This is a genomic window from Cohaesibacter marisflavi (assembly GCF_900115225.1).
GTDB classification, from domain to species: Bacteria; Pseudomonadota; Alphaproteobacteria; order Rhizobiales; family Cohaesibacteraceae; genus Cohaesibacter; species Cohaesibacter marisflavi.
In genome coordinates this window covers 190,585-205,683 of record NZ_FOVR01000006.1, presented here as the reverse complement: position 1 = coordinate 205,683, position 15,099 = coordinate 190,585, and the positions used below count along the sequence as shown (strand labels likewise).

Here is a 15,099-nt window from a genome sequence, read left to right as displayed (position 1 = left end):
TTTTGATTGTCTGGTTGGTTTCTGGCGTCGGCCATTTTTCATCTGATGGCTGACTTTTATCACCTTTGGCACGATGAGAATTTGAAAAAGCCCGCAGTCTGTGGCACTCAAAAGGGATGACAAGATCTGCAAGGGCTGGATCTGAACATTAATTTGATGGAATTGACACAATGAAAATGAATGAGTTGTCGCTGGTTTTGGTTGGTGCTGGCAAGATGGGCGGTGCCATGCTCACGGGCTGGCTTGATATGGATCTGGAAGCCAAGAATGTTACGGTGATTGATCCTGGACAGCCAGAAGATATGAAAGCGCTTGCAGACAAATGCGGCTTTTCCCTAGTCTCCTCACCTGAAGCTGTTACGCAGCCGGACATTCTCGTCATTGCAGTCAAACCGCAGATGATGGCCAAGGTGCTGCCGGGCCTCACAGGTCTGGTTGGACCGAAGACCGTTGTTGTTTCTGTCGCTGCTGGCACGCCAATTGCGACCTTCCAGTCCTATTTTGGGGCGGACACGGGTGTCGCTCGCGTCATGCCGAATACGCCAGCTCAGGTCGGGCGCGGCATGTTTGCAGCCTTTGCCTCTGAAGGGGTGTCTGCGGAGATGTGTGAGGCGATTGCTGAACTGCTCTCTTCCACTGGTGAATTCACCTGGGTTGGCGAAGAAGCCCTGATCGACGCTGTAACGGCTGTTTCCGGCTCCGGGCCTGCCTATGTCTTCTATATGGTCGAGGCTCTGGCCAAGGCTGGTGAAGCGCTCGGGCTGGCGCCGGACGCGGCCAATCTGATGGCGCGGCAAACCATCGTCGGTGCCGGAGAGTTGCTCCATCAGTCACCGCTCAGTGCCTCTACCCTGCGCGAGAATGTCACCTCTCCGGGCGGGACCACTGCCGCAGCGCTTGCCGTGCTGATGGCTGAAGAGGGCGGGCTTGGCGAATTGCTGGCCAAGGCTACGGTTGCTGCCAGAGATCGCTCTATCGAGCTGTCGAAATAGGCTTTTGAGCCATTCTATATAGCCGTTCCGAACAGGTTTACCCTTTCGGAGCGGCTTTTGTCTGCCCGGTTTCACGCGATTGTGCTTGAAATGCCCCTGTTTGGGCCACATTTGTAGAGTAGACTGGTCAGAACGGCATGCATGATCAATGGGGCGTCCTGTTTTTCGTGTGATTTGATCCTGATTGTGCAAAGCATAGTATCAAACTGCATATGACGGGTTTAAGCGAGGGAGAGAAAGATGGATCACAATCCGGAAATCAGACAGCGCCTGTTTGAGGAGTTTTCTCAGGTCGTCATGACCAGAGGGTGGCGCTCCGTATCTTGCGCAGAGATTGCGACCAAGGCTGATATCGATATCAAGCTGGCCTTTCTCGAATATCGCGATCGCTATGCTTATGTTTCCGACCTTGTGCGCCGCATCGATCAAGCGATGCTGGAGTCCTATGACCCGGATATGGGAGACGAACCGGCACGGGAGCGTCTTTTTGATGTGATCATGGCGCGGTTCGACGCCATGCAGGGACATCGGGATCTCATTTTGGAGCTGAACAAGGCGGCGCGTCGGGATCCGATGCTTGGCCTCCATCTGCTAGCCCTGTCGCGCCTGACAGGAGAGTGGTTCCTTGATATTTCTCACATCTCTCCGGCTGGTCTTTCTGGCATGGCGCGCAGCAAGGGGGCTCTTTTGGCTTATGCGCGAGCCTTTTCGGTATGGATTGGTGATGACAGTGCCGACCTTGCCAAAACCATGGCAACCCTCGACAAGTTCCTCAAGAAGGGCGAGAAAGCGCTGCACCGTGCTGAGAAAATCGCGTGCGCTCTGCCTCGCATGGGTAAACGCTGTCGCAAATCCCGTCGCCGCTCTCGTTCCGGTGCTGGCGATGACGCGGTGAAAGACGATCCTATCGTCAGTGAGGGGCCTTCTGTGGACGGTGGCTCCATGGCACCCATGCCGTCTTGATATCCATTCGCAACTCCTTGATTATTCCCTTTTTACGAAAAGGGAATAATGATGACGGAAAAAGCAGCAGATATTGCGTTTGACGATTTTCTGAAAGTGGATATTCGCGTCGGTACGATCATCGAAGCCGAGGTTTTTGCCGAGGCGCGCAAGCCTGCCTATAAGATGAAAATCGATTTCGGCGCTGAAATCGGGGTCAAGAAAAGCTCCGCGCAGATCTCAGTCCACTATATGCCCGAAGAGTTGGTTGGCCGCAAGGTGATGGGCGTTGTCAATTTCCCACCAAGACAGATTGGGCCCTTCATGTCCGAGGTTTTGACCTTGGGATATGAGGATGAAGAAGGTGCGATTGTGCTTGCCGGTGTCGACAAGCCGGTGCCAAATGGCTCCCGCCTCTGTTAGCGGTTTCACGCCATTGCTTTGCTGGAGGTGGAGGGCGAATGTCCACCTCGCAATGTCTCGCTTCCAAATTGTTCCTGCTACGAAAACGATCAGGATGGCAGGCGCAGGGTTGCTCTTAGTCCACCGAGTGCACTGCGGCTCAGTCTGAGATCTCCGCCATGGGCGCGGGCAATATCCCGGGCAATCGCCAACCCAAGGCCGGTGTTGGGCGTGTTCTGGTTGCGCGCGGTATCAAGCCTATAGAAGGGCCGGAAGACACTTTCCAGCTCGTCTTCCGGAATGCCCGGACCATCGTCGTCGATATTGATCAGCCACCAATTGCCCAACCGCTCCGATGACAATTCAACAGTTTCTGCATAGCGTGTGGCATTGCTCAACAGGTTATGCAGGCATCGTTTGATGGTCTGCGGGCGTACCTCGATGCTTTCCCCTCCGGTATGCTCGATGGCCAATTCATGGCCCGACCGTTGGACATCGAACTGAAGCTCGGTCAACAATTGCGGGATGTCGATCACTTCGGCCTTTTCCGAAGACGTCCCCCGTGCAAAGGCCAGATAATCCTCCAGCATCATTTGCATTTCATCCACGTCGCGCTGCATCTCGGACGTTTCGGGGCTTTCTTCCAGAATCGCGAGCTGCAGTTTGAAGCGCGTGAGGATCGTACGCAGATCGTGACTGACCCCTGCCAGCATGACCGTTCTCTGTTCTATCTGTCGCTCGATACGGCGTTTCATTTCCAGGAAAGCGTGAGCGGCTTGCCGCACTTCTCGCGCACCTGAGGGGCGGAAATTAAGCGCTTCCTGCCCCTTGCCGAACCGTTCTGCCGCGCCTGCGAGGCGTTGGATAGGGCGGATCTGGTTACGCAGGAAGAGAATGGCAACAACCAGCAGCACCAGAGACGTGCCCGCCATCCAGACCAGGAAGATATGGGAGTTGGAGGCGTAGGCCTGTGAGCGGCGTGCAAATACACGCAGCACTTTGTTATCCAGCTTGATGCGGATTTCGACAATGTTGGAGCGGCCGACCGTATCAATCCAGAAGGGCTTGCCGATCTGGGCCGTTATGTGACGCGACAGGGCATGATCAAGCAGGTTGAAGAAGGGTTTCGGGCCGGGCGGGGGCAGCGGTCCGTCGGGCAGAATGGAGATGTTGAGGCTAAGCCTGTCCTGCGCGATCTTGATGACCTGACTATAGTCGTCGTCCTGCGGATAGGTTTCCAGAATGGCGATGATGGCAGCAATATCCTGCGTCACCGCAGTGGAAAGACGGTCTGTCACCGTCTGCCAGTGACGCTCCATGAAGACAAAGGCAAGGACAGACTGCAGGATGACCATCGGTGCAACGATGATGATGAGGGAGCGGGCAAACAGGCCCTTGGGCATGGCTCGCGCGAGCAGGCGAGCGCCCTTGCGGTAGCCTTTGTAGAGCAATTGCAGAGGCAGAATGGACTGGTGCAGCACACGAAGCCAAAGGGGCTTTAAAGCCTCCTCATGCGCTTTCTCAGCGGCGGTCTTCTCACTGCCGGTCTCTTTCTTGATATGCCCTTTGGTCATGCTTTACAGACCCCTGAATGGTGCTGCCGTGAAGGGAAGGCGACTACCTGCCATTAATCAGTCAATAGACGATAGCCAATGCCCCGGATGGTTTGCAAATAGATCGGGTTGGAAGGATCCGGCTCGATCTTGCGGCGCAGGCGGTTAATCTGTACATCAACGGTGCGTTCTCCCGTTCCGTCTTCTCCGGCAAGTGCCAAGCGGGTGACTGTTGCCCCCGGTTGAGAGGCAAACAGGCAGAGCAGTTCACGCTCCCTGTCCGTGAGGCGAATGACGTCTTCGCCGCAGAGCAGCTCCTGTCGTTCCAGCTTGAAGCAGAAGGGACCAAAGGTCACCTCGTCAATCGGGCTTTGGGGTTGGCTGACGTTGCGTTTGAGAATATTGCGAATACGCAACAGCAGCTCGCGCGGCTCGAAGGGCTTGGAGAGATAATCCGCCACGCCGATTTCCAACCCCTGAATGCGGCTTTCCGCTTCGGCGCGGGCTGTCAGCATGAGGATCGGCACAGGATTGGATTTGCACAAGTCTGCCGCCAGCTCCATGCCGCTTTCGCCAGGCATCATGACATCGAGGATCAGCATGTCGAAGGTCAGGCCGGAAATCGTCTTGCGGGCTTCCTGCGCATTCTGTGCCGTGGTTACGCGGAAGCCATTGTTGGTCAGATAGCGATGGAGCAATGTGCGAATGCGGCTGTCGTCATCGATGACCAGCAAATGCTGCGCATTGTCCGGCAGAGATTTGGCGTCACTTGGCATCAGGTCTTGTCTCTCATTTTCTTCGGCTGGAATCGTCCGGCTCGAACACAGTCAATGCTTCCAATCCGTGATTGAGGCTTCGCACCGTAGGGCGCCCTTGCGGCTCAATCATGGCGTAAAGAAAGGCTTTGCTTGCTTTCTTGGTCTCTGGCGGCAAGGTTTGCAAGGCTTCTTCTATGCGGCGCGCCTGACATTTGGAGATTTCCAACGCCAGTTCGCGTCCTTTTACCGTGGGGAAGAGGCGTCTCTGGCGCCGATCGGTTTCGCCGGGCTGTTGGGCGATATAGTCGTCTTCAATCAGCTGCTTGAGCACGCGGGCCAGACTCTGCTTGGTGATCTTGAGAATATCCAGCAGGGCAGCCACCGTAATACCCGGCCTGCGATTGACAAAATGCAGCACCCGATGGTGCGCTCGTCCATAGGACAATGTCGCAAGCATGGTGTCCGGATCGGCCACGAAATCGCGGTAGGCAAAGAAGAGCAATTCGATCATTTCGAAGGAGATGCCATCATCTTCCGACATGGGATGCGTGATGACCTCGTCGCTGTCCACCTTTTTCTCGGTCATTTTATTTTTTCTCTTGTTACGAATTGCAGGCGATCAACAGTTCGTCTCTCGTGGCTCAAGTAGGAAAAATCTTCTAACTTCATTGAATATCCGGTCAAAACCATTTTGTCACTCCCTGTGTCTGGAAGGGCAATATATGTCAGTAATGTTGACTTAATTTGTTTCATTTGTTACACATTGATCAACATCCGGGTAATGATTGAACAAATATCGACGAAAAAACATATCATTTCAATCTTGCTACGGAATAAATGGAATTGGATCGGTTTGAGTGAATTGTATCAACAAGGCTCATTTTCCGGTTCAAAAATATCCATCGGCGAAGAACCGACGGAATTGTCAGGAGTGAAACGATGGCCGATTTAGCATTTGATCAGCGCGAAGGTAGAATCTGGTATAACGGTGAATATGTAGACTGGAAAGACGCGAAAGTACACGTTCTTACCCATGGCCTGCATTATGGTTCCACCGTGTTTGAAGGTGTGCGCGCCTATGGCGGCGAGATTTTCAAGCTCAAAGAGCATACCGAACGCCTGATTGCTTCGGCCAAAGCGCTTGGTTTCGACCTGCCATACAGCTGCGAAGAGCTGATGGAGGTTCAGAAAGATGTTCTGATTCAGAACAATCTCACCGACGGCTATCTGCGTCCGGTTGCATGGCGCGGTGCTGAATCCATGGGTATCGGCGCGCATGACTGCAAGATTCATGTTGCTGTTGCTGCTTGGGACTGGCCTTCCTACTTCTCTCTCGAAGAGCGCATGAAGGGCCTGCATCTGATGATCGCCGACTGGCGTCGTCCGGATCCGCGCACCATTCCATGCAAGGCAAAGGCTGCGGGTCTTTACATGATCTGCACCCTGTCCAAGCATGCTGCCAACGACAAGGGCTTCACCGACGCCATCATGCTCGATCATGAAGGGTATGTTGCAGAAGCTACCGGCGCGAACGTCTTCTTCATCAAAGACGGTGTTATCCATACGCCTCGTCCGGACAGCTTCCTTGATGGCATCACCCGCCAGACGGTTATCGATCTGGCTAAACGCCGCGGCATTGAGGTTCAGGAACGCAAAATCCTTCCTGAAGAAATGGCCGACATGGAAGAATGCTTCCTGACCGGCACGGCAGCTGAGATCACACCCGTTGCGTCCATCAGCCAGTATACCTTTACTCCGGGCGCTGTTACCGAGCGCCTGATCCACGATTATAACGACGAAGTAACGCCAAAGGCTGTTGCTGCAGAATAGTTAAAGAAATAAGCAATCATCCCTTCCTGAAGTAGAAAGCGCCGTCCAATTCGTTGGGCGGCGCTTTTGTCTGGGGGAGGACTGCTGCTCTTGAAAGCCAACTTGCGGATCTGCTCAGACGTTCAACTTGGTTTCAAAGGGGGGGGGATTTTTGACAGGCGTTCTTGTCAAAGATCGGCTATGCCAGTGTGCGGGTATAGCCGATCTATGTTGCCTATCTCCGTGGTTCACTGCTTGCAGCGAGGATCTCCCGGGCGGCATTCAATGCGGCGTTTGACGCCGGGTTTTTGTCCGGATGGTCTGTTCTGTCCTGCCTTGGGGCGGTTGTGGGTTGGAGCTGCGCGACTGTTACGGTCTATTGGTCGCTTGCGTTCTAAGTTAGGCCGCAAGTTTCTGTCTGTTGGCCGCTTGCGCTCGATGTCCGGTTTGTTGTTTCTTGCGTCCGGGCGTCTGGTGCCAGCCGTTGGTTGACCTCTCTCGAGACGCGGAGAGACTACCCGGGGTGGCTTATTGTTACGGTTGAACGGGCGCGCAGTCGGTTTGTTCCAGTCGTGCGGGCGAACATCCGGCCTATGTGGGCGTACATCCGGCTTCCGTTCATAATGGCCCCGCTCTCCGCGGCTCCATCTATCCCGATCGCGATAGAATGAGCGGTTTCTATAGTGATTGTTCCAGTAGGTTCCGATGCTGAAGACCACGGAGGGAATGCCGAGGGAGCGGTAATAGTCTGGCTCGACTCGCACGCGTCTGCTGCGATAACTCGCCTGAACATAATGGCCGGATACCCAACCTCTGTTACCAAAGAAGCTCACATCGCACCATGGTCTATCGCTCAGGCAGCCGTGAATTTCGACTGACCGGCCGTCAGGAATGACCGTGATTACGGGGAAGTTTGTGCTGGGGCCAGCGCGCATGTTGACGTTTGCTGTCGCAAAGCCCTCTGCTGCCTGCGCGAGGGCTGGCATGAAAAATGCGGCGCCAATCGCTATGCACTTGAAGAACAATTGTCTCAAGGTTTCACTCCTAAAATATTATTTCGTTGTGTCTGCCGATATCTAACAAACACGCGGGGCACCCTGATTGTTCCGCTATTGCTGCATGGATATGCTTGCGGCCTACATGTCGGAAGGCCAAGGGTGTGCAGGGCTGTAAACATCAACCTCTAGTGACTTTGCGGAAAAATATTGGACAAACTAAGGCAAGTTGTCGGGTGGCTCGAAACATCCACTCAGCCGTGGTTTTACCGCTATTGCTCTTTCCAGCGGTCCAGAGCTTCGTCATCCTTGAGGCTGGCTTTTACCCAGTCGCTTTGGCCATCTGCGAGGCTTTCCTTTTTCCAGAAGGGGGCGCGGGTCTTGAGGAAATCCATAATGAATTCTGCCGCCTCAAACGCCACTTGCCGGTGGGAGGAAAGGGTGATGACAAGCACAATACGGTCGCCCGGTTCGAGCGTGCCGAATCGATGGATGATGCGGCTGTCTGTCAAATCTGGCCATTTGGCATGGGCCTCGGCCTCGATGCGTTCCAGCTCAGCTTGTGCCATGGCCGGATAATGCTCCAGCGTCATGGCCGAGATCCGCTGATCCTTGACCATGTCCCGCACGAGCCCGGTGAAGGTCACTGCTGCGCCGACAGATGTGCGGCCGCCAATGAGGGCGTCAAGTTCACTGGAAATATCGAAATCATCAGGCTGTAGGGTAACGCTCATATGAGAGTCCATATTGGCTGGCGATTGCTGCTGCCGGTCGGTCAATGAAAGCCGGTTTGGCCGTTTCTCAGCTTCCCCATATAGTATTGTCGGGCGGATTGAACAGCGGCCATTTAACCTCCGGTCATGGGCGGGAAAAAGGCAATTTCCTCCACTCTGTCCACCGGATCGTCCTGTTCGGCATGGAACTGGTCCAAAGCGACCCTGACGGTCTCTGGCTCTGAAAAGGCGATGGCATAGCCATCGCCGCGACCTTTCTGCCAGATGAGTAAGTCTCCAACGGTATCGATCGTTGCGGGCAGATCAACCTGCTCTTCGTCAATGCCGATATGTTCGCGCAACCAGGCAAAATAAACAAGTTTCATAGTCCGGTCTCCTGATGTAATTGGTCCATTACATAGAACGGGAAAAACACGCCAGAAGTGTGGCGGTCGCCTGTTTCGCGTGCTTGGAATCAGTCTTCAAGCAGATACTGCATGCCTGCGCGGAAATAATCGTAGCCGGTATAAAGGGTCAGAAGCGCGGAAATCCAAAGCAGAACCAAACCCAGATCCGATACAAAAAACAACACCTTGTCTCCTGCCGGACCGGCGAGCAAAAAGCCGATGGCAATGAGCTGGGCGGTTGTTTTCCACTTGGCCAGCTTGGTGACGGGAACACTGACTTGCAGCCCTGCGAGAAATTCGCGCAGGCCCGAGACGAGAATTTCGCGGCATAGAATGATGACGCCTGCCCAGATTTGCCATCCGGCAAGGGTGTGATCATTGGTCAACATGAGGATGCTGACGGAAACCAGCAGCTTGTCGGCAATCGGATCCAGCATTCGGCCAAGGGCGGACTGGAGATTCCAACGTCTGGCCAAATAGCCATCGAGAAAATCAGTTATGGCGGCGGCGCTGAACAGGCCCAAGGCGGTCCAGCGGGCCCAATCATGGGTTGGCCAAAGCATGCAAAAGACGATCGCCGGAACCGCTAGAATACGGGCGATGGTCAGAATGTTTGGTATGTTGAAGGTTTTTGAGCCGGTCATGGCGGGCAGCTCCCTTCTCGGACTGGACTGAACTGGATGATAGTATCTCGCCTCTTTCAAAGCACGTCCAGTGCGTTCTCGTCAATGCGGCTAAACACTTGATCCGCAATCAGGTGGCATCTTCATGAAAATAGGCGTGAATATTTCTGGCCATCTGTTCAGATATGCCATCTACGGCGAGAAGGTCTGAGAGGGCTGCGCTGCGTACGGCCTTGGCTGTGCCGAAATGATGCAGCAAGGCGCGTTTGCGTGCAGGCCCAATACCCGGGATATCCTCAAGGCCGGTTTGCGATATGGCCTTGGAGCGACGCGCCCTGTGGGTGCCGATGGCAAAGCGGTGGGCTTCATCGCGCAGGCGCTGGATGAAATAGAGCACCGGATCGCGCAAAGGAAGCATGAAACTCTCTTTGCCGGGAACAAAGAAATGCTCGCGACCCGCATCGCGATCTGGACCCTTGGCGACGCCGACAAGGGGTAGGTCGTGGACTCCGAGGTCAGCGAGGATCTCGCGCACGGCGTTGAGCTGCCCCAGACCGCCATCGATGAGAAGAAGGTCTGGCCAGGCCGGGTCAGGCACATGACCGTTCTTTTCCTCGTCCAGCGCTTCAGCAGCCTCGCTGGCTGAGGGGCGCTTGCCATTTTCCTTGAGCAGGCGTGAAAAACGGCGTTGGAGCACCTCGCGCATCATGCCGAAGTCATCGCCCGGGGTGATGTCCTGCGATTTGATGTTGAATTTGCGATATTGGTTCTTCATGAAGCCTTCCGGCCCCGCCACGATCATGCCGCCCACGGCATTGGTGCCCTGAATGTGACTGTTATCGTAAACCTCGATGCGGTTGGGCCGGTTTGCCAGCCCAAAGACTTCTGCAACACCATCCAGCAAACGGGTTTGACTTGAGGTCTCCGCAAGGCGTCGTCCCAGCGCTTCCCTTGCGTTGGAAAGGGCGTGGTCGACGAGTTCTTTCTTCTCACCACGCTGGGGCACCATAACGGAAATTTTCTGTTCTGATTTGCTGGTCAGAGCTTCGGCGATCAGGTCCTGTTCCTCAATGGTGTGAGAGAGGAGCACGAGGCGCGGGCAGGGCTTGTTGTCGTAGAACTGGGCAACGAAAGCGCCCAGCACTTCGGCTTCGTCCTGCGTCTTGTCCGCCTTGGGGAAGTAGGCGCGGTTGCCCCAGTTCTGACCGGTGCGGAAGAAGAAGACCTGAATGCAGGTCTGGCCGCCATCCTGATAGCAGGCAAAGATGTCGGCTTCTTCGGTATTTTGCGGGTTGATGCCCTGATGGGACTGGATGTGGCTAAGGGCTGCCAGACGATCGCGATAGATCGCGGCGCGCTCGAAATCCAGTTCTTCGGCGGCTTGCTGCATACGGTCGGACATTTCCTTGCGCACGGTCTGGCTCTTGCCCGTCAGGAACAGATGGGCCTCCTTGACGAGGGCAGCATAGTCTTCAATCGAGATTTCGCCGGTGCAGGGTGCTGCGCACCGCTTGATTTGATGCAGCAGGCAGGGGCGGGTGCGGCTTTCATATACCGAATCTGTGCAGGTGCGCAAAAGGAAGGCTTTTTGTAGGGCGTTGATCGTGTCATTCACCGCGCCAGCCGAAGCAAAGGGGCCGTAATATTTTGCCTTGCGCTTGCGAGCGCCACGATGTTTGGCGATTTGTGGGGCTTCGTGATCTTCACCGATCAGAATATAGGGGAAGCTCTTGTCATCGCGCAGCAACACGTTGAAACGCGGACGGAGGCGCTTGATAAGGTTTGCTTCCAGCAACAGGGCTTCGGTTTCGGTTGCCGTGGTCACAAATTCCATGCTGGCTGTCAGCTGGATCATCCGCAAGATGCGGTTTGTCTGGTTGCCGTGGCGGGAATAGTTAGTGACGCGCTTTTTGAGATTCTTCGCTTTGCCGACATAGAGCACATCGCCATTGGCGTTGAGCATGCGATAAACGCCGGGGCTGTTTGGCAAGCGGCGCACAAAATCGCCGATCACCTCAAAGCCGTTCTTCGGGCGAGCCTGTTGCTCCTCGCTCTTATCCTCTGCTTCAGGGGATGGGGGCATCCCTTCTTCTGCGTCAGTCTGGGGTGTCTTTGTCTCTTCGCTCATGGTCTCTGATGGGTTGCCATAGATTCTGATCTGGCAGTCTACAGGCTATGACTCGGAGCGGAAAGTCAATTCCACCCGGCTCGATTCCGACGCTTCGTGCAAGCGTTGTCAGTTGACAACAAAGGCAAGCGTCACATAGGCAACATAGAGCAGAACCATGAGAATGCCCCGTGCTCTGGTCAGCTCCATCTTGAAGACTGTGAAGAGCAGCATGAGCAGCGCTGTTGCGAGCATGAAGAGCAGATCCTGCCCGATGACCCGTTCGGGGACGGACACGGGGATGATGGTCGCGGTCAGGCCCATGATGGCCAAAATATTGAAGATGTTCGAGCCAATCACGTTACCAAAGGCCATGGCACCCTGATTGCGGATCGCGGCGACAAGCGTCGTGGCCAACTCGGGCAGTGACGTGCCCAGAGCAACCACCGTCAGGCCGATAACCGCTTCTGATACGCCCCAGGTGCGGGCGATGGTCGAAGAGCCTTCAATGGTCAGATGGCCGCCCAGAGGCAAGCCGATCAAACCGATGATGATGAAGGCAATGGCCACACCCAAATTGGAAGGGGCTTCTTCGAGCAGGTCATCATCCACCAGATCGCAGGGTTCGCCGCGCTGCTTGCGCGATGTCCAGACGGTCCAACTGAGAAAGAAGATCAAAAGGGAGAGCAGTACGATACCCGATGTAACATCGAGCACCCCTTGCAGGCAGAGGGCAGAGAAAACGACGGAAATCGCGATCATGAAAACCGTGCTGGATCGCGTGCCGCTTTCCGAACACTGGGTCGGGCGGATCAGGGCGGGAAGGCCCAGAACAAGCAGGATATTCGTGATGTTGGAGCCAACGACATTGCCAATGGAAATGCCGCCAAGGCCTTTAAAGGCTGCGTCGAGCGAAATGATCAGTTCGGGGGCGGAGGTGCCAAATGAAACGATAGTCAGACCGATGATGAGTGGGGGGATGCTGAGACGTGTTGCGAGCGTGATTGCTCCACGAACAAGTAGGTCGCCTGCAACTAGGAGCAAGACGAGGCCTCCAACGAGGTACAGGTACATCATCATGAGTTGGACTGGATCCGTTTTTATTTTGTATTTGGCAGCTCTTTTTTCTGCAAAGCAGTAGTTATCCGCAGTATATAAGAAGATGCAAGGGACATTTAAAGGCTTGATGTATAATTATTTTTGGAGAGTTTTTTAAAGTCTTTCGAATGTAATGAATTGTTTTTATTCGTTTTTGTGCAACTCACCCCGTTCCGGACATGGTTAAGAGCACGCTTGCGCAAGAATGTCTGTCGGAAATGGATTAAAGCGCTGAAATGGGCTCGTAAGCGGAGCTGTTTCGCTGTCAGGTGCGCGCTTTGCGTGAGCGGTTGGAGCGATACCTCTTTTTCGTGCAAAAAAAACACCGATCCATTTCTGAACCGGTGTATCAATAGTCTCGTTATAGGGCGCGAGGCTCCTAGCGCAGAGAGCGGCAATAGGCCCCATAGACGCGCCATGGGTCTCGCCCCAGTATGCACGCTTCCACATTGTAGCTATAACCAGCAAACCCGGCTTTGGCTTCAATCAGATAATAGATGGTCTTCTTGTTGCCCTGCTGGGTATAGCCGGTTGCCTGACAAAAGCGGCGCGGGAAATATGGCTCGGACAGATCTTGCGTTTTGGCGTGACGGACATGATCCAGAGTGATGATCGGATCGCCCGACTGGATGACATTGGATTCGGCGATGGCAAGTTTGCTGTCCACGCGGGAGAGAATGCTCGAACTGTCACATTCTGGCAGAACAGCGGCAGAGGCAGCCCCGGTAAAGGCCGAGAGCAGCAAGGCGCCCGCCAAAGAAAAGAAATGGTGTTTCATGCTGTCAGCTCCTATTGACTGAGGGGCCCGGCGCATGGCGGCGGGTAACTGAAAAGTGAAATGCAGACTTCATTTGGTCGCTGGAACAGACGCTCCAGATGATGACCCTGGACATGAAATCAGGCTCAAATATTTGGTTAACACAAATACTGTTCCTGTTTCCTGCCGATCCGTCAAGCTGGAAAGGGACTGGGGTCTGCTTCGAGGCAGATTGCTGGCGACTATTGACGTGAAATTGGGGAAAGTCCCCAAGTTGCGCGGTTAGCGCACCGCCAGAATACGCAGCTTGTCTTTCGAGCGGCATTGTCCCTTGAGAGCAGAAGCGCTGCAGCGCCTTGGCTCGCCCGCCTTATCCAGACAGACGCGCACCTCCCGCAGCTTCTGCCGACCGCAGGTAATAAAGAGGCTATCTTTGGGCAGATCTGGGTTGGCGTTGTAAAAGCTTTGCTCGATCTGACTTGCCGTCATCAGGAGAGGGCGGGCCAGATCCTTATACTGCTCAGGTCGATTGAGCTTCTTGAAGCTTTTGACGGCAAGGCGGAAATAGTCGAGCGCATTGAGGCCGCTGCATGTGCCGTGTTTGTCCCATTCATGATGGATGAGGCTTTCGCTGGGCGAGAATTTGAGCATTTGGGAGACCAGCTTGTCAGATGGATCGCGAAAGCGGGTTGGGCACCGATCCGGATAGCCTTTCTCATATTGAGGCCAGAGACCATGTATGACAAAGCCGTAGGACCGCTCGGAGAAGCATTGAAGCTGATCGCGATTGCGCTTTGCCTGATCGGCGCAATAGGTGGGAGACCACGAAAGGGTCAGGATGTAATAGTCGAAGTCACCGGCCTCATCGGCCAGCGCTGGGCGGGATGAGCCCGCGAAGCTTACCAGGCCCGCCAAGAAAATGAGGCATGCCATGAGCGGAAGGAAAGGGGCGGACCTTTGTTTCATGTTGGGCCTCATCTAATGGGTGACTTGGGGGGCTCGGGCTGGCCATGATTGGCGCGCTAACGGGCGCTTTATTTGGGTGGCGCAATCCATTCAAGGGTTGAGCGATGCGCGGTTTGTCCGAATATGTCGGCAAGCACGGGCAACAATGCCTTTAGTTCGTCATGCAATGTGTAGGGCGGGTTGATGATGAACAGCCCCGTCCCATTCAACCGCTTTGCTGTGTCGAGCTTATGAACGATCATTTCGGCGCGCAGGATATTGTCCACGCCGGACTCTGCCAGCATTTGTGCTGCGTCATCCACGTCTCGTCGCGCCTTGATGGGATACCAAAGGCAATAGATGCCGGTGGACCAGCGCCGATAGCCCTTGAGAAATGCGTCAACCATGCGGATATATTCGTCTGGCTCCTCAAAAGGCGGATCGACCAGCACCATGCCGCGGCGCTCCTTGGGGGGCAAGTCGGCGCGCAAGGCTACCCAACCGTCATCTTCGCGTACATGGATCTGTCGGTTGCGACCCATGGTGATGGCCAGCGTTTCGGCATCCTGGGGATGCTTTTCGATGAATGTGGCCCTGTCGACAGGCCGCAGCATCTGTTCGATGAGACGGGGGGAGCCGGGATACAGCGCCATCTCCCCATCCGGGTTGAGCTCGTCAATGATGCGCAGATAGTCAGACAGGCACTCTGAAACAAGCGGAGGGAAGCGCTTGTCTGTTCCTCGTAGGCGCGCGATGCCCTCCTGCCATTCGCCCGTCTTCTGGGCTTCTTCACTGGACATATCATATTCCCCGATGCCTGCATGGGTATCGAGCACAAAGCAGGCTTTATCCTTCTTTTGCAGATAGGCAAGGATGCGCGTGAGAATGATATGTTTGAGGCAATCGGCAAAATTGCCCGCGTGATAGATATGGCGATAGTTCATCTGGATGGCAATCGGGTTGAGTAATGGGTTCCGCTGCTATGACCTACCAGAGGC

General features: G+C 54.8%; 16 protein-coding genes. 4 read left to right on the top strand and 12 right to left on the bottom strand.

What is annotated here, in order from left to right:
* Positions 1-170: 170 nt before the first annotated feature.
* The 3 genes from proC to BM258_RS13380 all read left to right on the top strand — a co-directional run bounded on the left by proC (position 171) and on the right by BM258_RS13380 (position 2,357).
* Positions 171-992: a pyrroline-5-carboxylate reductase gene (gene proC / locus BM258_RS13390; RefSeq protein ID WP_407062724.1), complete on the top strand. Its 822-nt coding sequence runs from the start codon at positions 171-173 to the stop codon at positions 990-992.
* Between the two features lie 240 nt (positions 993-1,232).
* The gene (locus tag BM258_RS13385; RefSeq protein ID WP_090073064.1) at positions 1,233-1,955 is read left to right on the top strand and encodes a hypothetical protein; all 723 of its coding nucleotides are present in this window, start codon (positions 1,233-1,235) and stop codon (positions 1,953-1,955) included.
* Between the two features lie 48 nt (positions 1,956-2,003).
* On the top strand, positions 2,004-2,357 hold the full coding sequence (locus BM258_RS13380) for a tRNA-binding protein (protein ID WP_090073062.1): 354 nt from the start codon (positions 2,004-2,006) through the stop codon (positions 2,355-2,357).
* Between the two features lie 89 nt (positions 2,358-2,446).
* Here BM258_RS13380 and BM258_RS13375 read toward each other — a convergent pair whose 3' ends face one another.
* The 3 genes from BM258_RS13375 to BM258_RS13365 are packed head-to-tail and all read right to left on the bottom strand — an operon-like array spanning position 2,447 to position 5,233.
* Entirely contained in the window at positions 2,447-3,910 is a 1,464-nt protein-coding gene (locus BM258_RS13375; RefSeq protein ID WP_175528064.1) for an ATP-binding protein, read from the bottom strand.
* A 53-nt stretch (positions 3,911-3,963) separates the two neighbouring features.
* Positions 3,964-4,665: a response regulator gene (locus BM258_RS13370; protein ID WP_090073060.1), complete on the bottom strand. Its 702-nt coding sequence runs from the start codon at positions 4,663-4,665 to the stop codon at positions 3,964-3,966.
* 13 nt (positions 4,666-4,678) lie between these two features.
* Positions 4,679-5,233, bottom strand: a complete 555-nt coding sequence (locus BM258_RS13365) for a MarR family winged helix-turn-helix transcriptional regulator (RefSeq protein ID WP_090073058.1) — start codon at positions 5,231-5,233, stop codon at positions 4,679-4,681.
* 353 nt (positions 5,234-5,586) lie between these two features.
* Here BM258_RS13365 and BM258_RS13360 point away from each other — a divergent pair, with 353 nt between their 5' ends.
* A complete protein-coding gene (locus BM258_RS13360) occupies positions 5,587-6,477 on the top strand; it encodes a branched-chain amino acid aminotransferase (protein WP_090073056.1) in 891 nt (296 codons plus the stop codon).
* 227 nt (positions 6,478-6,704) lie between these two features.
* On the opposite strand, the gene BM258_RS13355 is transcribed toward BM258_RS13360, so the two are convergent.
* The 9 genes from BM258_RS13355 to BM258_RS13315 form a co-directional block, all read right to left on the bottom strand.
* A complete protein-coding gene (locus BM258_RS13355) occupies positions 6,705-7,490 on the bottom strand; it encodes an SH3 domain-containing protein (RefSeq protein WP_244544697.1) in 786 nt (261 codons plus the stop codon).
* A gap of 233 nt (positions 7,491-7,723) precedes the next feature.
* A complete protein-coding gene (locus BM258_RS13350; protein ID WP_210186750.1) occupies positions 7,724-8,197 on the bottom strand; it encodes a molybdenum cofactor biosynthesis protein MoaE in 474 nt (157 codons plus the stop codon).
* A 101-nt stretch (positions 8,198-8,298) separates the two neighbouring features.
* Complete coding sequence (moaD, locus tag BM258_RS13345) at positions 8,299-8,550, bottom strand: molybdopterin converting factor subunit 1 (RefSeq protein ID WP_090073055.1); 252 nt, start codon at positions 8,548-8,550, stop codon at positions 8,299-8,301.
* A gap of 89 nt (positions 8,551-8,639) precedes the next feature.
* Entirely contained in the window at positions 8,640-9,215 is a 576-nt protein-coding gene (pgsA, locus tag BM258_RS13340) for a CDP-diacylglycerol--glycerol-3-phosphate 3-phosphatidyltransferase (RefSeq protein ID WP_090073053.1), read from the bottom strand.
* 109 nt (positions 9,216-9,324) lie between these two features.
* Entirely contained in the window at positions 9,325-11,322 is a 1,998-nt protein-coding gene (gene uvrC, locus BM258_RS13335; protein WP_090073052.1) for an excinuclease ABC subunit UvrC, read from the bottom strand.
* 108 nt (positions 11,323-11,430) lie between these two features.
* A complete protein-coding gene (locus BM258_RS13330) occupies positions 11,431-12,345 on the bottom strand; it encodes a calcium/sodium antiporter (protein WP_210186744.1) in 915 nt (304 codons plus the stop codon).
* 433 nt (positions 12,346-12,778) lie between these two features.
* A complete protein-coding gene (locus BM258_RS13325) occupies positions 12,779-13,177 on the bottom strand; it encodes a hypothetical protein (protein ID WP_090073048.1) in 399 nt (132 codons plus the stop codon).
* A gap of 261 nt (positions 13,178-13,438) precedes the next feature.
* Positions 13,439-14,122: a ribonuclease T2 family protein gene (locus tag BM258_RS13320; RefSeq protein WP_175528063.1), complete on the bottom strand. Its 684-nt coding sequence runs from the start codon at positions 14,120-14,122 to the stop codon at positions 13,439-13,441.
* A 68-nt stretch (positions 14,123-14,190) separates the two neighbouring features.
* The gene (locus tag BM258_RS13315) at positions 14,191-15,045 is read right to left on the bottom strand and encodes a 23S rRNA (adenine(2030)-N(6))-methyltransferase RlmJ (protein WP_090073044.1); all 855 of its coding nucleotides are present in this window, start codon (positions 15,043-15,045) and stop codon (positions 14,191-14,193) included.
* Positions 15,046-15,099 lie beyond the last annotated feature (54 nt).

Excerpts from the sequence above, each read along its gene's own strand:
- BM258_RS13325 (WP_090073048.1), bottom strand. The coding sequence starts at position 13,177 with ATGAAACACCATTTCTTTTCTTTGGCGGGCGCCTTGCTGCTCTCGGCC.
- BM258_RS13380 (WP_090073062.1), top strand. The coding sequence starts at position 2,004 with ATGATGACGGAAAAAGCAGCAGATATTGCGTTTGACGATTTTCTGAAA.
- BM258_RS13350 (WP_210186750.1), bottom strand. The coding sequence starts at position 8,197 with ATGGACTCTCATATGAGCGTTACCCTACAGCCTGATGATTTCGATATT.
- uvrC (WP_090073052.1), bottom strand. The coding sequence starts at position 11,322 with ATGAGCGAAGAGACAAAGACACCCCAGACTGACGCAGAAGAAGGGATG.
- BM258_RS13320 (WP_175528063.1), bottom strand. The coding sequence starts at position 14,122 with ATGAAACAAAGGTCCGCCCCTTTCCTTCCGCTCATGGCATGCCTCATT.
- BM258_RS13365 (WP_090073058.1), bottom strand. The coding sequence starts at position 5,233 with ATGACCGAGAAAAAGGTGGACAGCGACGAGGTCATCACGCATCCCATG.
- BM258_RS13360 (WP_090073056.1), top strand. The coding sequence starts at position 5,587 with ATGGCCGATTTAGCATTTGATCAGCGCGAAGGTAGAATCTGGTATAAC.
- BM258_RS13315 (WP_090073044.1), bottom strand. The coding sequence starts at position 15,045 with ATGAACTATCGCCATATCTATCACGCGGGCAATTTTGCCGATTGCCTC.
- proC (WP_407062724.1), top strand. The coding sequence starts at position 171 with ATGAAAATGAATGAGTTGTCGCTGGTTTTGGTTGGTGCTGGCAAGATG.
- pgsA (WP_090073053.1), bottom strand. The coding sequence starts at position 9,215 with ATGACCGGCTCAAAAACCTTCAACATACCAAACATTCTGACCATCGCC.
- BM258_RS13385 (WP_090073064.1), top strand. The coding sequence starts at position 1,233 with ATGGATCACAATCCGGAAATCAGACAGCGCCTGTTTGAGGAGTTTTCT.
- BM258_RS13370 (WP_090073060.1), bottom strand. The coding sequence starts at position 4,665 with ATGCCAAGTGACGCCAAATCTCTGCCGGACAATGCGCAGCATTTGCTG.
- moaD (WP_090073055.1), bottom strand. The coding sequence starts at position 8,550 with ATGAAACTTGTTTATTTTGCCTGGTTGCGCGAACATATCGGCATTGAC.
- BM258_RS13375 (WP_175528064.1), bottom strand. The coding sequence starts at position 3,910 with ATGACCAAAGGGCATATCAAGAAAGAGACCGGCAGTGAGAAGACCGCC.